The sequence below is a fragment of the Pseudomonas sp. FG98 genome, from assembly GCF_057808595.1.
Genome location: NZ_JBMDIJ010000110.1, coordinates 1 through 16,140, shown reverse-complemented (window position 1 = coordinate 16,140; position 16,140 = coordinate 1). Strand labels below are relative to the sequence as shown.

Sequence of the window (16,140 nt, the reverse complement as noted above, 5' to 3'; positions counted from 1 at the left end):
GGAACCCTGTGGGAGCCGGCGTTGCCGGCGATTAGGCCATCAGCTTCAACATCAAACCTGCTGGCTGGGTAGTTCTTGCCGGCCTCATCGCTGGCAATGCCAGCTCCCACAGGTTCCTGTGCCAGGCCTGGTTCCTGCGGCTGGCCTGGATCCAGCGGCTGGCCCAGAACTCTGTGGGAGCCGGCATTGCCGGCGATGAGGCCATCCGCCTCGACATCGATCTTGCTGGTTGGGTTGTTCCTGCCAGCTCCACAGGTTGCTGTGTCTGGGCTGGCTCATGCGGTCGGCCTCAGGTACTTTCCCTGACCACCAGCTCAAACCCCACATCCTCCACCTCAACCCCACGCGCCAGGCTGCCATCGATGCGCTGCAACAGCAGCTGCGCCGTGCGCAGGCCGATGTGCCCGCCATCCACATTCACCGTGCTCAAGCGCGGGTGGGTATGGGCGGCGAATTCCAGGTTGCCGAAGCCCATCACCGCTACGTCCTGCGGCACCCGCAGCCCATGGGCCTGGGCCTCGGCCATCACGCCCTGGGCCAGCAGGTCGATGCTGCAGATCACCGCATCCATCTGCACCCCGGCCGCCAGCAGGCGGGCCATGGCCTGGCGGCCGTTACCCATGTTCACCGGGACCTGTTCGAACTCGCAGGCGACGATCTCCACCCCGGCCCCTTGCAGCGTTTCGATGCAGGCCAGGCGCCGCCGCGTGGCCCGGTCATCGTCGCTCCATACCAGTGCGATCCGCCGATAGCCGCGCTCGACCAGATGCCCGGCCATGGCCGTGCCGACCGCTTCATGGGAGAACCCCACCACGGTATCGATCGGCTCCTGGGCCAGCTCCCAGGTTTCCACCACCGGTACGCCACGGGCTAGCAGCTTTTCCCGGGCCTCGGCGCTTTGCAGGCGGCGGGTGAGGACGATGCCGTCGGGGCGGCGGGCGAGGACTGCGTCGATCAGCCCGGATTCCCCGGAGGCATCCAGGTCGGACTGGCTCAGCAGCAACTGGTAACGGGCCTTGGCCAGATGCTGGCCGAGCTGGGTGATGGTGTCGACGAAGGCGCGGTTGGCAATGTTCGGTACCACGACGATGACCAGCCGGCTGCGCTGCGAAACCAGGGCACCCGCCAGCATGTTCGGCACATAGCCGGTCTTGCGGATGGCGTTGCGCACCTTCTTTTGGGTCTTCTCCGAGACCAGCTCGGGTCGATTGATCACCCGTGACACGGTGATGGGCGAGACCTTGGCCATCTTCGCCACGTCATCCAGGGTGGCAGGGGCAGTGCGTGGCGCAGTTTCCAGCATGTGAAGCCTCGGGACGGCAGGGTGGGGCGGGTGGTCGGATTCTACCGGAACGGCGCGGATTTTCATCGTTCGCCGCGTTGTCCCACTCCATGGGAATTCGCCGCTTTCGCCGATTTGCAAAGCCCGTCGGCTGGCGCCTAGGATTAATGACAGCGCTGTCATTTGCTAGCGCTGTCATTGGTCGGAACGGCTCGCTGCCACGCTCCGCGAACGACCAGACTCAACAAGCGGGCGTCGTCCGGAAGGCCCCTGCGCGAACCCTATAAAAACAATGAGGCAATCGCGATGAACAACCCTGACACCTTCGCCACCGGCCCCGCCGCCGGTGCCGTCGCCGCGTCGGCCAGCGCCACCCGTTACCGCTATCTGATCCTGGCCCTGATCACCATGGTTCTGGCCCTGTCCAGCGGCGACCGTGCTGCGCTGTCGGTGGCCGGCTCCGACATGAGCAAGGAGCTGGGCATCAGCTCGGTGGAAATGGGCTACCTGTTTTCCATCTTCAGCTGGGCCTACGTGATCTTCCTGATTCCCTCCGGTTGGCTCAGTGATCGCTTCGGCTCGAAGAAGACCATGGCCCTGGCCATCTGCATCTGGTCGATCTTCACCGTGTGCATGGGCCTGGTGCATTACGTCGGCATGATCGTGCCGCTGCTGTTGGCCCTGCGCTTTCTCCTCGGGGTGGCCGAGGCACCGGTGGGGCCGGCCTCCACCCGGGTCATCGCCTCCTGGTTCCCGTCGGCGGAGCGGGGCATGGCCGGGGCCATCTTCAATAGCGCGCAGTACATCTCCCTGGCCTTCTTCACGCCGTTCATGGGCTGGCTGTGCTACGCCTTCGGCTGGCAGTACGTGTTTATCGTGATGGGCGTGGTCGGCATCGGCATCGCCGCGATCTGGTGGAAGAACTACTACCTGCCGGTCAACCACCCGAAGATGAACGCCGAGGAACTGGACTACCTGCGCAAGGGCGAGGCCCTGGTCGATCTCGAAGGCCAGTCCGCGCTGCCCAAGGTCAAGCGCCGCAGCTCGCTGGGCGAGATCGGCGTGCTGTTCAAGAGCCGCATGCTGCTGGGCATGTTCATCAGCCAGTACTGCGTCAGCGCGGTGACCTGGTTCTACGTGACCTGGTTCCCCATCTACCTGGTCAAGGAGCGCGGCTTCGACATCCTCCAGGCCGGCCTGGTGGCCTCGATCCCGGCCATGTGCGGGCTGATCGGTGCGGTGTCCTCGGGCTTCTTCTCCGACTGGCTGCTGCGTCGCACCCAGTCCCTGAGCATCGCCCGCAAGACCCCGATCATCACCGGCGTACTGCTCAGCTCGACCATGATGCTGTGCAACTACGTCGACACCCAATGGCTGGTGATCGCGGTGATGAGCCTGGCCTTCTTCGGCAAGGGCTTCGGCAACCTCGGTTTCAGCGTGGTGGCCGACACCGCACCGCGGGAGATGGTCGGCATGACCGGCGGCGTGTTCAACGCCCTGGGCAATACCGCCGGCATCGTCACCCCGGTGGTCATCGGCTACCTGCTGCACTCCAGCGGCTCGTTCACCAGCGCGCTGTTCTACGTCGGCGCCCACGGCCTGCTCGCTGCGTTCTCCTACCTGTTCATCGTCGGCAAGATCCAGCGCCTGCAGCTGTCCGATCTGACCGGCAAACCCTCCAACGTCCAATAAGGTCCAATAAGAGCACCCTTGCCATGATCGAAAGCAACGTCTACATCGACCCGAAGATCGCTGCCCTGCAACCCGGCGCAGCCACCACCGACAGCATCGACTGGATCAAGCTGTCCTACACCGTGCTGCCCCTGGGCGCGCCGATCAGCGATGCCAAGGTGCTCACCGGCCGGCAGAAGCCGCTGACCGAAATCGCCTTCATCTTCGCCGAGATCCGCACCCGCGAAGGCCACGAAGGCATCGGCTTCGGCTACTCCAAGCGTGCCGGTGGCCCTGGCATGTACGCCCATGCCCGGGAAATCGCCCCGACCCTGCTCGGCGAAGACCCCAACGACATCGCCAAGCTGTTCAACAAACTGCTCTGGGCCGGCGCCTCCATGGGCCGCAGCGGCCTGACCACCCAGGCCATCGCGCCCTTCGATATCGCCCTGTGGGACCTCAAGGCCAAGCGCGCCGGTCTGCCGCTGGCCAAGCTGCTCGGCGCCCACCGCGATTCGGTGCAGTGCTACAACACCTCCGGCGGCTACCTGTCGACGCCGCTGGAGGCGGTGCTGGACAACGTCGATGCCTCCCGCGCCAACGGCATCGGCGGGATCAAGATCAAGGTCGGCCAGCCCGACACCAGCATCGACTTCAAGCGCGTGCAGGCCGTGCGTGAGCGCCTTGGCGAGGGCTTCCCGTTGATGGTCGATGCCAACCAGCAATGGGACCGGGTCACCGCCCAGCGCTTCTGCCGCAAGCTGGAGCAGTTCGACCTGACCTGGATCGAGGAGCCTCTGGACAGCGCCGATGTTGCCGGCCATGCCGCCCTGGCTGCGTCCCTGGACACCGCCATCGCCACCGGCGAAATGCTCACCAGCTTCAACGAACATGCCCAGCTGATCCGTGCCAATGCCTGCGACTTCATCCAGCCGGACGCGCCACGGGTCGGCGGTATCACGCCGTTCCTGCAGATCATGAACCTGGCCAGCTTCCAGGGCCTGAAGCTGGCGCCGCACTTCGCCATGGAGATCCACCTGCACCTGGCCGCTGCCTACGAGCAGGAGCCGTGGCTGGAGCACTTCGAGTGGCTGGAGCCGCTGTTCAACGAGCGCCTGGAGCTGCGCAACGGGCGCATGTGGGTACCGAACCGTCCGGGCCTGGGCTTCTCGTTGAGCGAACAGGCGCTGGCCTGGACCCAGGACAGCGTCGAGTTCGGCAAGCGTCCTTGAGTGGTGCGTGGCGGCGGTGCTTGTGTCGCCGTCGCCACGGTTTTTAGCGAAATCAGGAAAACAACAGCATGAACTCCCGTGAAGTCAGCCCCGTCATCCGTCTCGATGCCGCCGACAACGTCGTCGTCGCGCGTCTGGAGATCGCCGCCGGTACCGCCATCCCCGCTGAAGGCGTCACCACGCAACAGCCCGTGCCCCTGGGGCACAAGATCGCCGCACGCTTTATCGGCAAGGGCGAGGCGGTGCTCAAGTACAACACGGTGATCGGCTACGCCAGCGAAGACCTGGCGCCGGGCACCTGGATGCACAGCCACAACATCGCCTTCGGCGACACCGAGCGCGACTACCGCCATGGCCTCGACTATGTACCCACCGACCTGTTGCCGCCCGAACAGCGCGCTACCTTCCAGGGCATCGTTCGTGCCGATGGCCGGGTCGCCACGCGCAATTACCTGGGGGTGTTCGTGGTCGGCAATTGCGGTGCCACGGTGGCACGCAAGATCGCCAATCACTTCGACGCCTCGCGCCTGGCGGCCTTCCCGCACATCGACGGCGTGGTGCCCTTTGTACACGAGATCGGCTGCGGCATGGAAATGACCGGCGAACCCATGGACCTGCTGCGCCGGACCATCGCCGGGCATATCAAGCATGCCAATACGGTCGGCGCGCTGGTGATCGCCCTGGGCTGCGAGCGCAACAACATCCATGGCTTTTTCGAGCAGGAAGGGCTGGTGGAAGGGCCGATGCTGAAGAAGCTGGTGATCCAGGACGTGGGCGGGGTGAAAAGCGCCACCGAGCAGGGCATCGCCCTGATCGAAGGCATGCTTCCGGAGGCTGATGCAGCACGGCGCCAGCCGGTATCGGCCGAGCACCTGATGATCGGCATGCAGTGCGGTGGCAGCGACGGGTTCTCCGGGCTGTCGGCCAACCCGGCGCTGGGCGCGGCGGTGGACATTCTGGTGCGCCATGGCGGCACCGCGATCCTCTCCGAAACCTCGGAAATCTTCGGTGTCGAGCACACCCTGACCGCCCGCGCGGTGACGCCGGCGGTAGGGCGCAAGCTGGTCGAGCGCATCGACTGGTGGCTGGAGTACAACCGCGGGCGCGACACCCAGATCAACGGCCGGGTCAGCCCCGGCAACAATGCCGGCGGCCTGGCCAACGTGCTGGAGAAGTCCCTTGGCGGAGCGAAGAAGGGCGGCAACGCGCCGCTGATGGATGTTTATGAATACGCCCACCCGGTGACGGCGCGGGGCCTGGTGTTCATGGACACCCCGGGCTACGACCCGGTCTCCGCCACCGGGCAGATTGCCGGCGGCGCCAACATGATCGCCTTCACCACCGGGCGTGGCTCCTGCTTCGGCTCGGTGCCGGCGCCGACCTTCAAGCTGGCCAGCAACTCGCCCATGTACCAGCGCATGAGCGATGACATGGACATCAACTGCGGGCAGATCATCGATGGTGACAAGACCATCGCCGAGATGGGCCGGGAGATCTTCGAAAGGCTGTTGGCTCATGCCTCCGGGGAACAGACCAGGAGTGAGCTGAACGGGCTGGGGGAAGATGAGTTCTGTCCCTGGCAGATCGGTGTTCTTGCCTGATTACTCCATCGCCGCTGATGGCCTCATCGCCGGCAATGCCGGCTCCCACAGAGATCGAGACCTGACGCGTACATTGTGGGAGCTGGCATTGCCAGCGATGAGGCCCTGACAACCACAACAACAATCAAGGCCAGGCCCAGACCTGGTCCAACGGACCCGCCATGCCCAATAAAAACAAGATCCTGCCTGTCGTCACCCTGTTGCCCCTGTCCCTCCAGGCCCATGCCGCCGGCTTCCTCGAAGACAGCCAGGCCAGCCTCAAGGCGCAGAACTTCTACCTCAACCGCGACTTCCGCGAAGACGCCGGCATTTCCAGGCGCGAGGAATGGGCCCAGGGCTTCATCCTCGATTTTCGCTCCGGCTACACCCAAGGCACGCTCGGCTTTGGCCTTGACGCCATCGGCCTGCTCGGGCTCAAGCTGGACTCCTCGCCGGGGCGCAGCGGCACCGGCCTGCTGCCGGTGGGCGACGACGGCCGAGCGCCGGACCAGTACAGCAAGTTCGGCGTGGCCGCCAAGGTCCGCCTGTCGAAGACCGAGCTGAAGGTCGGCACCCAGTTGCTCAAGTACCCGACCATCGCCTCCAGCACCGGGCGCATCCTGCCGCAGACCTTCCAGGGCGGCGTGCTGACCTCGAAGGAGCTGGACGGCCTGACCTTCACCTGGCTCCAGGTCGACCGCACCACCCGGCGCGACTACTCCCACGGCGAGGCCATGAGCCTGGTCAACAAGAACCGCCGCTTCAGCGGTACCCCGGAGGCGGACGACTTCCGCATGGGCGGGGTGGACTACGCGCTCAGCCCGGAGCTGCTGCTCAGCTACCAGTACGGCGAGCTGGACGAGGTCTACGGCCAGCACTACCTGGGCCTGCTCGGCAGCCGCAAGCTCGGGCCGGGCAAGCTGAGCCTGGATGCGCGCTATTTCATCAGCGACGACCGCGGCCAGGCCCTGGCGGGGCGGGTGGACAACCGCACCCTCAACGTCCTGCTCGGCTACAGCCTGGGCGGGCACAGCGTCGGCGTGGCCTACCAGGGGCTGTCCGGCTCCACCGCCATGCCGTACCTGATCGGCACCGATGCCTACCTGACCAACTACATGATGGCGGCGGACTTCATGGAGCCCGGGGAGCGTACCTGGCAACTGCGCTACGCCTATGACTTCGCCGCCGTCGGCGTGCCGGGCCTGACCTTCTCGACCCGCTACAACCACGGCGACCACGCCAATCCCGCGACCTTCGCCGGCGAGGGCCGGGAATGGGAGCGCGATACCGACCTGGGCTACACCGTGCAGTCCGGGCCGCTGAAGAACGTCAATGTGCTTTGGCGCAATGCCGCGCTGCGTTCGAACTACCAGCGTGATATCGACGAGAACCGCCTGATCATCAGCTACACCTTGCCGCTGCTCTGAGGGCGACGGCAGTCCCCTTCATGTACGAGGCTGACCGCCGATCATTGGTGGTGAAGGCCGGCCCGGGTTCTGGCCGGCCTGTTTTTTAGCGGCCCCCGGCGATCACCGGGGCGCCATGGATGACCGCCATCAAGCGCGTGTCACCCGCCCGCGATTCGATGCGCAAATGCCCGCCCATGCGCTCGATGCGCATGCGCATGCTGCTCATGCCGACCCCGGTGCCCGCCCTCAGCACCTGCTCCACATCGAAACCGCGGCCATTGTCGCGAACTTCCAGGCTCAGGCCGTGTGCCTGCTGCTCCCTGACCTCGACCTCCAGGCGCGTGGCGCCGGCATGCTTGAGCACGTTGGTCAGGGCTTCTTCGAGAAAGCGGGTGAGGGCCAGCAACTGCGCCGGGGTGAACCGGCCCGGCCACTGTTCCGGCAACTGCCACTGCGAGGCGATGCCGAGGTCGTCGAGCAGGTCGATGAAGCGCCGCCGCGAGGGCGCCAGCCATTCTTGCGGAGATTGCCAGGCGGGTACGGCGGAGGAACCGTCGATAACGTCGCGCAGGTCGCTGCGCAGGGTCTTGAGCACGGAAAGGAACTGACCGTCGTTCAACCCTTCGCCGTGCTCCATGCGCGCGATCGAACGCATCAGCGAGCTGCCCAGGCCGTCGTGCAGGTCGTGGGTCAGGCGCAGGCGTTCGTTGAGGCGGATGTTGTCGGCTTCCAGGCGATGCTCGCGCTGCAGGGTGCGGGTCAGTTCGGCGCGGGTGTTGTCCACGGTCACCTGCAATTCATCATTGAAGCGCTCGATGCGCAGCAGGCTGCTGGAAAAGCGTGTGGCCAGGACCAGGAACATCAGGATCGACATCAGCGGCGCGGACAGCAGGGCATACACCCCCTGGATGCCCAGCACGCCGGTGAGGGTCAGGAATTCGAAGATGGACAGCCCGGCGATGCCCACTCCCAGCAGGATCTGGTAGCGGTCGCGGATCCGCACGGCGCGCCACAGCAGTTGCAGGCAGGCGACGAACAAGGCCAGGCGCAGGGAAAATGCCGACACCACCTGCAACGACGACAGGTAGCGGTCGGGTACCAGCATGATGGTCAGGCACAGCAGCAGGGCGCCGCTCCACAGCAGTTGCTCGAAACGCCTGAAGCGCATGCCGCCGAACGACCAGATGAACATGCAGAAAGCCGGGGAATACAGGGCGAACGCCACCAGGCTGAGGCGATCCCAGACCTCGCCATGGCTGAATGGCCAGGAGGACGTCACCAGCATGTTGAGGATGCCGACGGACCAGAGCAGCGAGGCCAGGGCGAACCAGCCGAAGGTGCGCTCCTGGCGGCGGAACAGCCAGAAGGTCAGGAACAGCACCCCCAGCACCAGGGAAAGCAGCAGGCTGACGAAAATCAGGTCGCGCTGGACCAGCAACTGCCGGCGGTATTCCGGCCACACCTGCGCGTGGTTGCCCAGGCGTACCGTGCCCAGGCCGGGCGCTGCATGTTCGGAGCCGACCAGCCGAATCCACAGGGTATGCCGGTCCTGGCCCCCGGACAGCGGCAGCAGCCAGTAGCGCGGCAGGTTCCAGCCGCGGGACAAGGGCTCGACCAGGCTCTCGTCGCGCCACAGCAGGCGGTCGTCGAGCCACACCTCGGCGGCCATGGCCATGCGATCGATGTTCAATGCCAGCGGCTCGCCCGGGCAGTCGGCCTGCCAATCGACGCGATACCAAACCGCGCCATGGAAGCCCGGCCAGTGCCGCTGCCACAGGTCCGGCAGGCTCACTGGCTGCCAGCCGTCGAGCGGGCGCGCGCTGACGCCGCTGCGCTCGGGGGCGACCAGGACGCGGCTGATGCTGGTCTGGCAACCGGCCTGCGCCAGGCTCGTCAGCCACGGCAGCAGGACCAGCAACAGGCTCAGGACAACAAGCCGCGCTGCCGGGCTTCGTTGACCGCGCGAGTACGCGAGGACACGGCCAGCTTGCGGTAGATCCGTTTGATATGGCATTCGACGGTGTAGCGGGAAATGATCAGTTGTTCGGCGATTTCCCGGTTGCTCAGGCCACGGGAAACCCATTCGAGAATCTCGCTCTCGCGGGCGCTGAGGGCTTCGCTATCGTTGCTGTCGGCAGGCTTGTGCAGCGGCTCGCTGGGCAGCAGGGTGAGGATGCGCCGGGCGATGAACGGGTCGATCGGCGCGCCGCCGCGCAGCACGCTGCGGATCGACAGGCTGACTTCGAGGTCGTCGCGTTCCTTGAGCAGGTAGCCGGTGGCGCCGGCGCGCAGGGCGCCGAGAATCGCCTCCTCGGAACTCCAGGCGGAAATCACCAGGATCCACAGCGCCGGGTCCTGCGCGCGCAGTTCGCGGATCAGCTCGATACCGTTGCCATCGGGCAGGCCGAGATCGACCAGCACCATGGCTACCGGCTGCTGGCTGAGATGGGCACGGGCCTCGGCCAGGTTCACCGCAAAGTTCACCGCCTCGTCGGCATAGCCGATTTCCCCCAGTACCCGCGCCAGACGTTGACGCATCAGGGCATCGTCCTCGACCACCAGGATCGGGGCGGGCAACAGGGCGTCATCGGGAGGCGGGCGGGTGGTCGACATGGGCGGCAGGCAATCCGTGGCAGTAAGTGGAAGATGCGCGAGTTTGACACGCGATAGTGGCCTTCGACCATCACCAGAATCAGGTATAGCGCTGCTGCGCCCCGGGGTGAAATTACCTAGTTTCAGTGATAGCCAGTGGCCAATACCTTCACGTCCAATAGCGTTTTGCCAGGCCTGCTGGTCAGCACGCGCCTGCGCCTCGATCGCTGAAGGGAGCCCCCATGAACCGCACTTATGCCCTCGTCTGGAACCCAAGCCTCGGCGCCTGGAGCGTTGCCCATGAACACGCCCGGAGACGGGGCAAGGGCGCCGGTGCGGTGTTGGCGGCGATCCTGCTGCTTCCGACCCTGGCCAGTGCAGCCGATCTGCCGAGCGGCGGCCAGGTGACGGCGGGGCAGGGGCAGATCGCGTTACCCACGGACAAGCAGATGGTCATCGACCAGGCCAGCAACAAGCTCGCCATCGACTGGCAGAGCTTCGATATCGCGGCGGGCAACAAGGTCACCTTCAACCAGCCGGGCCGCGATTCGATCGCGCTGAACCGGGTGCTGGGCGCCGATGGCTCGAAGATCATGGGCCAGCTCGATGCCAATGGCCGGGTATTTATTGTCAACCCCAACGGCGTGCTGTTCGGCCAGGGGGCGCAGGTCAATGTCGGCGGTCTGGTGGCCTCGACCCTGGATATCAGCAACAGCGACTTCGAAGCCGGTAACTATGCCTTCAAGGGCAACAGCAAGAACGCAGCGGTGGTCAACAACGGCAAGATCACCGCGACCGATGGCGGCAGTGTCGCGCTGCTGGGCGGCACGGTGAGCAACAACGGGGTGATTGTCGCCAACCAGGGCAGCGTGGCTCTGGCGGCGGGCAATGCGGTAACCCTGGACTTCGCCGGCGATGGCCTGCTCAACGTGCAGGTGGACGAGGCGGTGGTCGATGCGTTGGTGGAGAACCATCAGCTGATCAAGGCCGACGGCGGCCAGGTGCTGCTCACCGCCAATGCGGGTGAAGCGCTGATCAACACCGTGGTCAACAACACCGGCACCATCGAGGCGCAAACCGTTGGCGAAAAGAACGGCAAGATCGTCCTGCTCGGCAGCTTCGACGGCGGCAGCGTACAGGTGGCCGGCACCCTCGACGCCAGTGCGCCGAGCGGCGGCAACGGCGGTTTCATCGAGACCTCCGGTGCCCACGTCAACGTGGCGGACAGCGCAAAAGTCACGACCACGGCCGCGCAGGGCAAGACCGGCAAGTGGTTGATCGACCCCAACGATTTCACCATCGCTGACAGCGGCGGCAACATGTCCAGCACGGCGGTAGCGGCTGCGATTGCCAGCAACGACTTCGAAATTCAGACCGCTACCATGGGCTCCGCCGGAGGCAATGGCGATATCCACGTCAATAGCGCAGTGCGCCTGACGGGCAACAACACCCTGACCCTTACCGCCGAACGCAACATCAATATCAACGCATCGATCACGGTCGAAGGCATTAGCGGCGGGCTGGCGCTGAACTACGGCGGCAACAACGGCAACAGCAGCACCACCCCGGCCGCAGACACTCGCTACACGGCCAATGCACCCGTCAACCTGACGGGCGACAATGCCCGGCTGAGCATCAACGGCAATGCCTACAGCGTGATCCGCAGCATGGCCGACCTGCTGGCGATCGACAGCATCGGGCTGGGCGGCCGCTATGCCCTGGCGCTGGACCTGGATGCCAGCGGTGCGATCTACACCTCGGCGCTGATCGGCAAGACCGCGGCCTTCACCGGCCACTTCGCCGGACTCGGCCACACCATCAGCGACCTCGTCATCGACGCGGGCAATGGCAACCAGGTGGGGCTGTTCGGTACGACCGCCAACGGCAGCAGCGTTCGTAACCTCGGCTTGCTGCGGGGCAGCGTGTCCACCGCCGGCAACGAGGTCGGCAGCCTGGTCGGCAGCAACCGCGGCACCCTCGACAACGTCTATGCCACGGGCAGTGTCTCCGGTAACGGCAACGTCGGCGGCCTGGTCGGCAGCAACGCCGGTGGCCTGACCAATGCCTTCGCCACTGGCGATGTGACCGGCAACTCCAGTGTCGGCGGCCTGGTGGGCTATATGGAAGCGCCAGTCGTAAACGTCCATGCCAGCGGCAATGTGCTCGGCAATTTCGATGTCGGCGGCCTGGTGGGCTTTATCCAGAGCCACCTGACCAATGGCTATGCCACCGGTAATGTCTCGGGCAATGGCTCCGTGGGCGGCCTGGCCGGGAATGTGCTCAGCGGCAGCGTCAAAAACGGCTATTCCACTGGCAGCGTCACCAGCAGCATGACGGTCGATGCCTACCTCGGCGGGATGGTCGGCCAGCTTCGTCTCGCCTCTCTGGAGAACGTCTACGCCACCGGCAGCGTCACCCACCCGGTGGCGACGCCAAGCTACGCCGGTGGCCTGGTCGGGCGCACGGAATCCGGCAGCATCACCAACGGCTACTGGGACAGCGCCAGCACCGGCCAGGCCAGTGCGGTCGGCACCGGTAGCGGCGCGGCGGGCGAGCTCACCGCCAGCGACCGCTACAACCGCGCCAGCTATGCGGGGTTTGGCACCTGGAGTCTGGTCGCCGGTACCAGCAACGTCTACGCCGCCAGCAACGGTGGCGTGCAGTGGATCATGATCGAAGGGCAGACCCGGCCGTTCCTCGCCAGTGAATACAGCACCACCATCCGTAATGCCCACCAGTTGCAGCTGATGGCCTACAACCTTGGTGCGCGCTACACCCTGGCCGAGGATATCGACGCCAGCGCCACCGCCGGCAGCGATGCCAGCGATATGTGGAGCAGCGCAGGCTTCGTCCCGGTCGGCGATAACGCCAACCGTTTCAGCGGCCAGCTGGACGGTGCCCAGCACGTGGTCAACGGGCTGACCATCAACGGTGGCAACCTGACCGATACCGGCCTGTTCGGTTACACCAGCAGCACCAGCGTGATCAGCAATATTGGCCTGGAAGGCGGCAGCGTGCGCAGCGCTGCCACCCAGGTGGGTAGCCTGGTCGGGACCAACCTGGGCAGCATCCGCAACGCCTGGTCCAGTGCCCGCGTTCAGGGTGGTCTGAGCGTTGGAGGATTGGTCGGCACGAACTGGGGTAGTGTCGTTTCCAGCTACGCCTCCGGCTCCGTCATCAGTGACGCGAGCAACGCCGGCGGACTGGTTGGCGCCAATTCCTTCGGTACGATCTACAGCTCCTACGCCACTGGCAGCGTTTCGGGGAGCAACTCGGTCGGTGGATTGGTCGGCCTGAACACAGGGGCCCTGGACAACGTCTACGCTAGCGGGCAGGTCGTTTCGAGCGGCAACAACGTCGGTGGACTGTTCGGCCTGAGCGCCGATGGCAGCATCCGCAACGCCTACTGGGATTCGGGCAGCACCGGGCGGAGCACATCCGGGAACAACTTGAGCAGTTCCCTGCAAGCCACCGCGATCAACAGTTCGAATCGCTACTCACTTGCCAGCTACAGCGGTTTTGGTACCTGGGCCCCGCTGCGCAGTGGCAGTAGCGTGTACGTCGCCACGGATGGTCGAGGCCAGCAATGGGTCATGATCGACGGTTCGACCCGTCCTATGCTCGCCAGTGAATACAGCACCACGATCCACAATGCCCATCAGTTGCAGTTGATGGCCTACGCGCCCGATCGCAGCTATACCCTCGCCAACGACATCGATGCCAGTGCCACCTCCGGCAGCAATGCCAGCGAGATCTGGAGCACGGCCGGGTTCTTCTCGATAGGCACCGCGGCCGACAGTTTTGCCGGCAGCCTGGACGGACGCAGCCATAGCATCAGCGGCCTGAGTATTGATCGCATTATGAGCGATTACATCGGCCTGTTCGGGGTGACCAGCTATGGCAGCGTGATTCGCAACCTTGGCCTGGCCGATGTGAACATCAAAGGCAGCAACTCCGTTGGCGGCCTTGTCGGCACGAGCGACTCCACCATCAGCAACATCTACGTGACAGGCAGTATCACCGGCATGGGTGAGAGGACGGGCGGGCTGGTTGGCCTCAACCAGGGTAGCATCAGCAATGTCTACACTAGCGTCCTTGTTACCGGGGCCGGCATGGTTGGCGGACTGGCGGGCTACAACAACCATGGCAGCATCAGCAATACCTACGCCAGCGGCATCGTCAGCAGCGCCGGCGCGGTGGGGGGCGTGGTGGGTGGTGGTAGTACTGGCTCGGTGCTGAACAGCTTCTATGCCACGACCGATGCCAGCGGCGCGAGCATCAACGCCGGCCTGGCTTCGAACAGCGACGGCGGCATCGGGAAAACCTGGCAGGAACTGACCCAGGCTTCCACCTTCGCCGGCTGGAACATCGCCAGCAACGGCGGCTCGAATGCAACCTGGCGCCTCTATGAAGGCCTTGCCGGGCCGGTGCTGCGCAGCTTCCTGCAGCGGGTGAGCCTCATCACTGCCGGCGGCAGCAGCACCAAGACCTACAACGGCTCGACGGCCGCAGGCGCCGCGAGCTACACCAGCAACCTGGGCAGCGACCTGGATGCCGGCAAGCTGCTGGGCAGCCTCGGCTACGTGACGTCCAGCAAGAATGTCGGCACCTACAGCACCGGCAACGGCTCCCTGACCGTCAACGGCCTGTACTCGGGACAGCAGGGGTACGACATCGGCTACCGCAACCTGGCGGCCAGCGTGACCGTCAACAAGGCCATGATCGGCACGATAACCGGGCTCAGCGTCGCCGACAGGGCCTACAACGGCACCACCACGGCCACGCTGAACAGCAGCAATGCCGTGTTCAGCGGCATGGTCGCGGGCGACAGCCTGAGCATCGGCTCGGCCAATGCCAGCTTCACCAACAAAAATGTCGGGACAGCCAAGACCGTCAACATCACGGGCATCACTGTCTCGGGTGCCGATGCCGGTAACTACAACGTTGGCACTACCGCGGTCGTCCTGGCCAATATCACCAAGGCCATCATCACTGTGACCGGTATTACCGCGCAGGACCGCACCTACGACGGCACCACCAACGCCAGCCTGAATACCGGCAACGTGACCTTCACCGGGCTCATCGGCAGCGAACGCGTCGACGTGAGTTCCGCCACCGGCACCTTCGACAGCAAGGACGCCGGTGACGGCAAGACCGTGAACATCAGCAATATCGTGCTCGGCGGATCCCAGTCCAGTAACTACACCCTGGCCAGTACGACCGCCACGGCCAGCGCCAATATCGCCAAGGCCAGTATCAGTGCCGTGACCGGCATCACCGCACAGGACCGTACCTATGACGGCACTGCCGATGCCAGCCTGGACACCGCCAATGCCGCATTCACCGGCCGCTTCGGCAACGACCAGCTGAGCGTGGCCTCGGCCAGCGGCGTCTTCGCCGACAAGAACGCAGGCGACGGCAAGAGCGTGAGTATCAGCAATATCGTTCTCGGTGGCGCCGATGCCGGTAACTACAACCTGGTTAGTACTACCGCTACGACCAGCGCCGATATTGCCAAGGCCAGTATCAGTGCCGTGACTGGCATCACCGCGCAGAACCGCACCTACGACGGCACCAGCGACGCCAGCCTGAGCACTGATACCGCCAGCTTCACCGGTCGTTTCGGCAACGACGAGTTGAGCGTGACCTCGGCCAGCGGCGCCTTTGCCGATAAGAACGCCGGCAACGGCAAGACGGTCGCTGTCACCGGGATCGTCCTCGGCGGCGCTGACGCGGGCAACTACACCCTGGGCGACGACACGGCGACTGCCAGCGCCGATATCGCCAAGGCGAGCATCAGCAGCGTGACGGGTATCACTGCGCAAAACCGGGTGTACGACGGCACCACCGACGCCAGCCTGAACGCAGGTGGCGCCGGCTTCACCGGTCGCCTCGGCAATGACGAGTTGAGCGTGGCCTCGGCCAGCGGCGCCTTCACCGACAAGAATGCCGGCAACGGCAAGACGGTCGCGATCACCGGGGTCGTCCTCGGCGGTGCTGACGCGGGTAACTACGCCCTGGTCGACAACACCGCCACCAGCAGCGCCGATATCGCCAAGGCCAGCATCAGTGCCGTGACCGGCATCACCGCGCAAAACCGCACCTACGACGGTACTGTGGATGCCAGCCTGAGCACCGGCGGCGCCGGCTTCACCGGTCGCCTCGGCAATGACGAACTGAGCGTGGCCTCGGCCAACGGCGCCTTCGCCGACAAGAACGCCGGGGATGGCAAGACGGTCGCGATCACCGGGATCGTCCTCGGCGGCGCTGACGCGGGTAACTACACCCTGGCCGACAACACGGCGACCAGCAGCGCCGGTATCGCCAAGGCCAGCATCAGTGCCGTGACCGGCATCACCGCGCAAAACCGCACC

8 protein-coding genes are annotated in these 16,140 nt (G+C 65.2%); 5 read left to right on the top strand and 3 right to left on the bottom strand.

What is annotated here, in order from left to right; genetic code table 11:
* Nucleotides 1-289: 289 nt before the first annotated feature.
* A complete protein-coding gene (locus tag ACODSK_RS30055; RefSeq protein WP_489021421.1) occupies nt 290-1,303 on the bottom strand; it encodes a LacI family DNA-binding transcriptional regulator in 1,014 nt (337 codons plus the stop codon).
* Nucleotides 1,304-1,588: 285 nt separating this feature from the next.
* Here ACODSK_RS30055 and ACODSK_RS30050 point away from each other — a divergent pair, with 285 nt between their 5' ends.
* The 4 genes from ACODSK_RS30050 (at nt 1,589) to ACODSK_RS30035 (ending at nt 7,192) form a co-directional block, all read left to right on the top strand.
* Nucleotides 1,589-2,974, top strand: a complete 1,386-nt coding sequence (locus ACODSK_RS30050; RefSeq protein WP_489021419.1) for an MFS transporter — start codon at nt 1,589-1,591, stop codon at nt 2,972-2,974.
* A 23-nt stretch (nt 2,975-2,997) separates the two neighbouring features.
* Complete coding sequence (locus ACODSK_RS30045; protein WP_489021417.1) at nt 2,998-4,185, top strand: L-talarate/galactarate dehydratase; 1,188 nt, start codon at nt 2,998-3,000, stop codon at nt 4,183-4,185.
* Between the two features lie 68 nt (nt 4,186-4,253).
* Entirely contained in the window at nt 4,254-5,786 is a 1,533-nt protein-coding gene (locus ACODSK_RS30040) for a UxaA family hydrolase (protein WP_489021415.1), read from the top strand.
* 161 nt (nt 5,787-5,947) lie between these two features.
* On the top strand, nt 5,948-7,192 hold the full coding sequence (locus tag ACODSK_RS30035) for an OprD family porin (RefSeq protein WP_489021413.1): 1,245 nt from the start codon (nt 5,948-5,950) through the stop codon (nt 7,190-7,192).
* Between the two features lie 85 nt (nt 7,193-7,277).
* Here ACODSK_RS30035 and ACODSK_RS30030 read toward each other — a convergent pair whose 3' ends face one another.
* Together ACODSK_RS30030 and ACODSK_RS30025 are read right to left on the bottom strand one after the other, a co-directional pair.
* The gene (locus ACODSK_RS30030; protein WP_489021411.1) at nt 7,278-9,092 is read right to left on the bottom strand and encodes a sensor histidine kinase; all 1,815 of its coding nucleotides are present in this window, start codon (nt 9,090-9,092) and stop codon (nt 7,278-7,280) included.
* Between the two features lie 5 nt (nt 9,093-9,097).
* The gene (locus tag ACODSK_RS30025) at nt 9,098-9,787 is read right to left on the bottom strand and encodes a response regulator (RefSeq protein WP_489021410.1); all 690 of its coding nucleotides are present in this window, start codon (nt 9,785-9,787) and stop codon (nt 9,098-9,100) included.
* 221 nt (nt 9,788-10,008) lie between these two features.
* Between ACODSK_RS30025 and ACODSK_RS30020 the strand changes: the two genes are divergently transcribed.
* The coding region (locus ACODSK_RS30020) for a YDG domain-containing protein (RefSeq protein ID WP_489021408.1) at nt 10,009-16,140 on the top strand (6,132 nt) is incomplete at its 3' end.

What these genes read in the sequence shown, in the direction of transcription:
- ACODSK_RS30055 (WP_489021421.1), bottom strand. Translation starts at nt 1,303, where the DNA reads ATGCTGGAAACTGCGCCACGCACTGCCCCTGCCACCCTGGATGACGTG.
- ACODSK_RS30050 (WP_489021419.1), top strand. Translation starts at nt 1,589, where the DNA reads ATGAACAACCCTGACACCTTCGCCACCGGCCCCGCCGCCGGTGCCGTC.
- ACODSK_RS30045 (WP_489021417.1), top strand. Translation starts at nt 2,998, where the DNA reads ATGATCGAAAGCAACGTCTACATCGACCCGAAGATCGCTGCCCTGCAA.
- ACODSK_RS30040 (WP_489021415.1), top strand. Translation starts at nt 4,254, where the DNA reads ATGAACTCCCGTGAAGTCAGCCCCGTCATCCGTCTCGATGCCGCCGAC.
- ACODSK_RS30035 (WP_489021413.1), top strand. Translation starts at nt 5,948, where the DNA reads ATGCCCAATAAAAACAAGATCCTGCCTGTCGTCACCCTGTTGCCCCTG.
- ACODSK_RS30025 (WP_489021410.1), bottom strand. Translation starts at nt 9,787, where the DNA reads ATGTCGACCACCCGCCCGCCTCCCGATGACGCCCTGTTGCCCGCCCCG.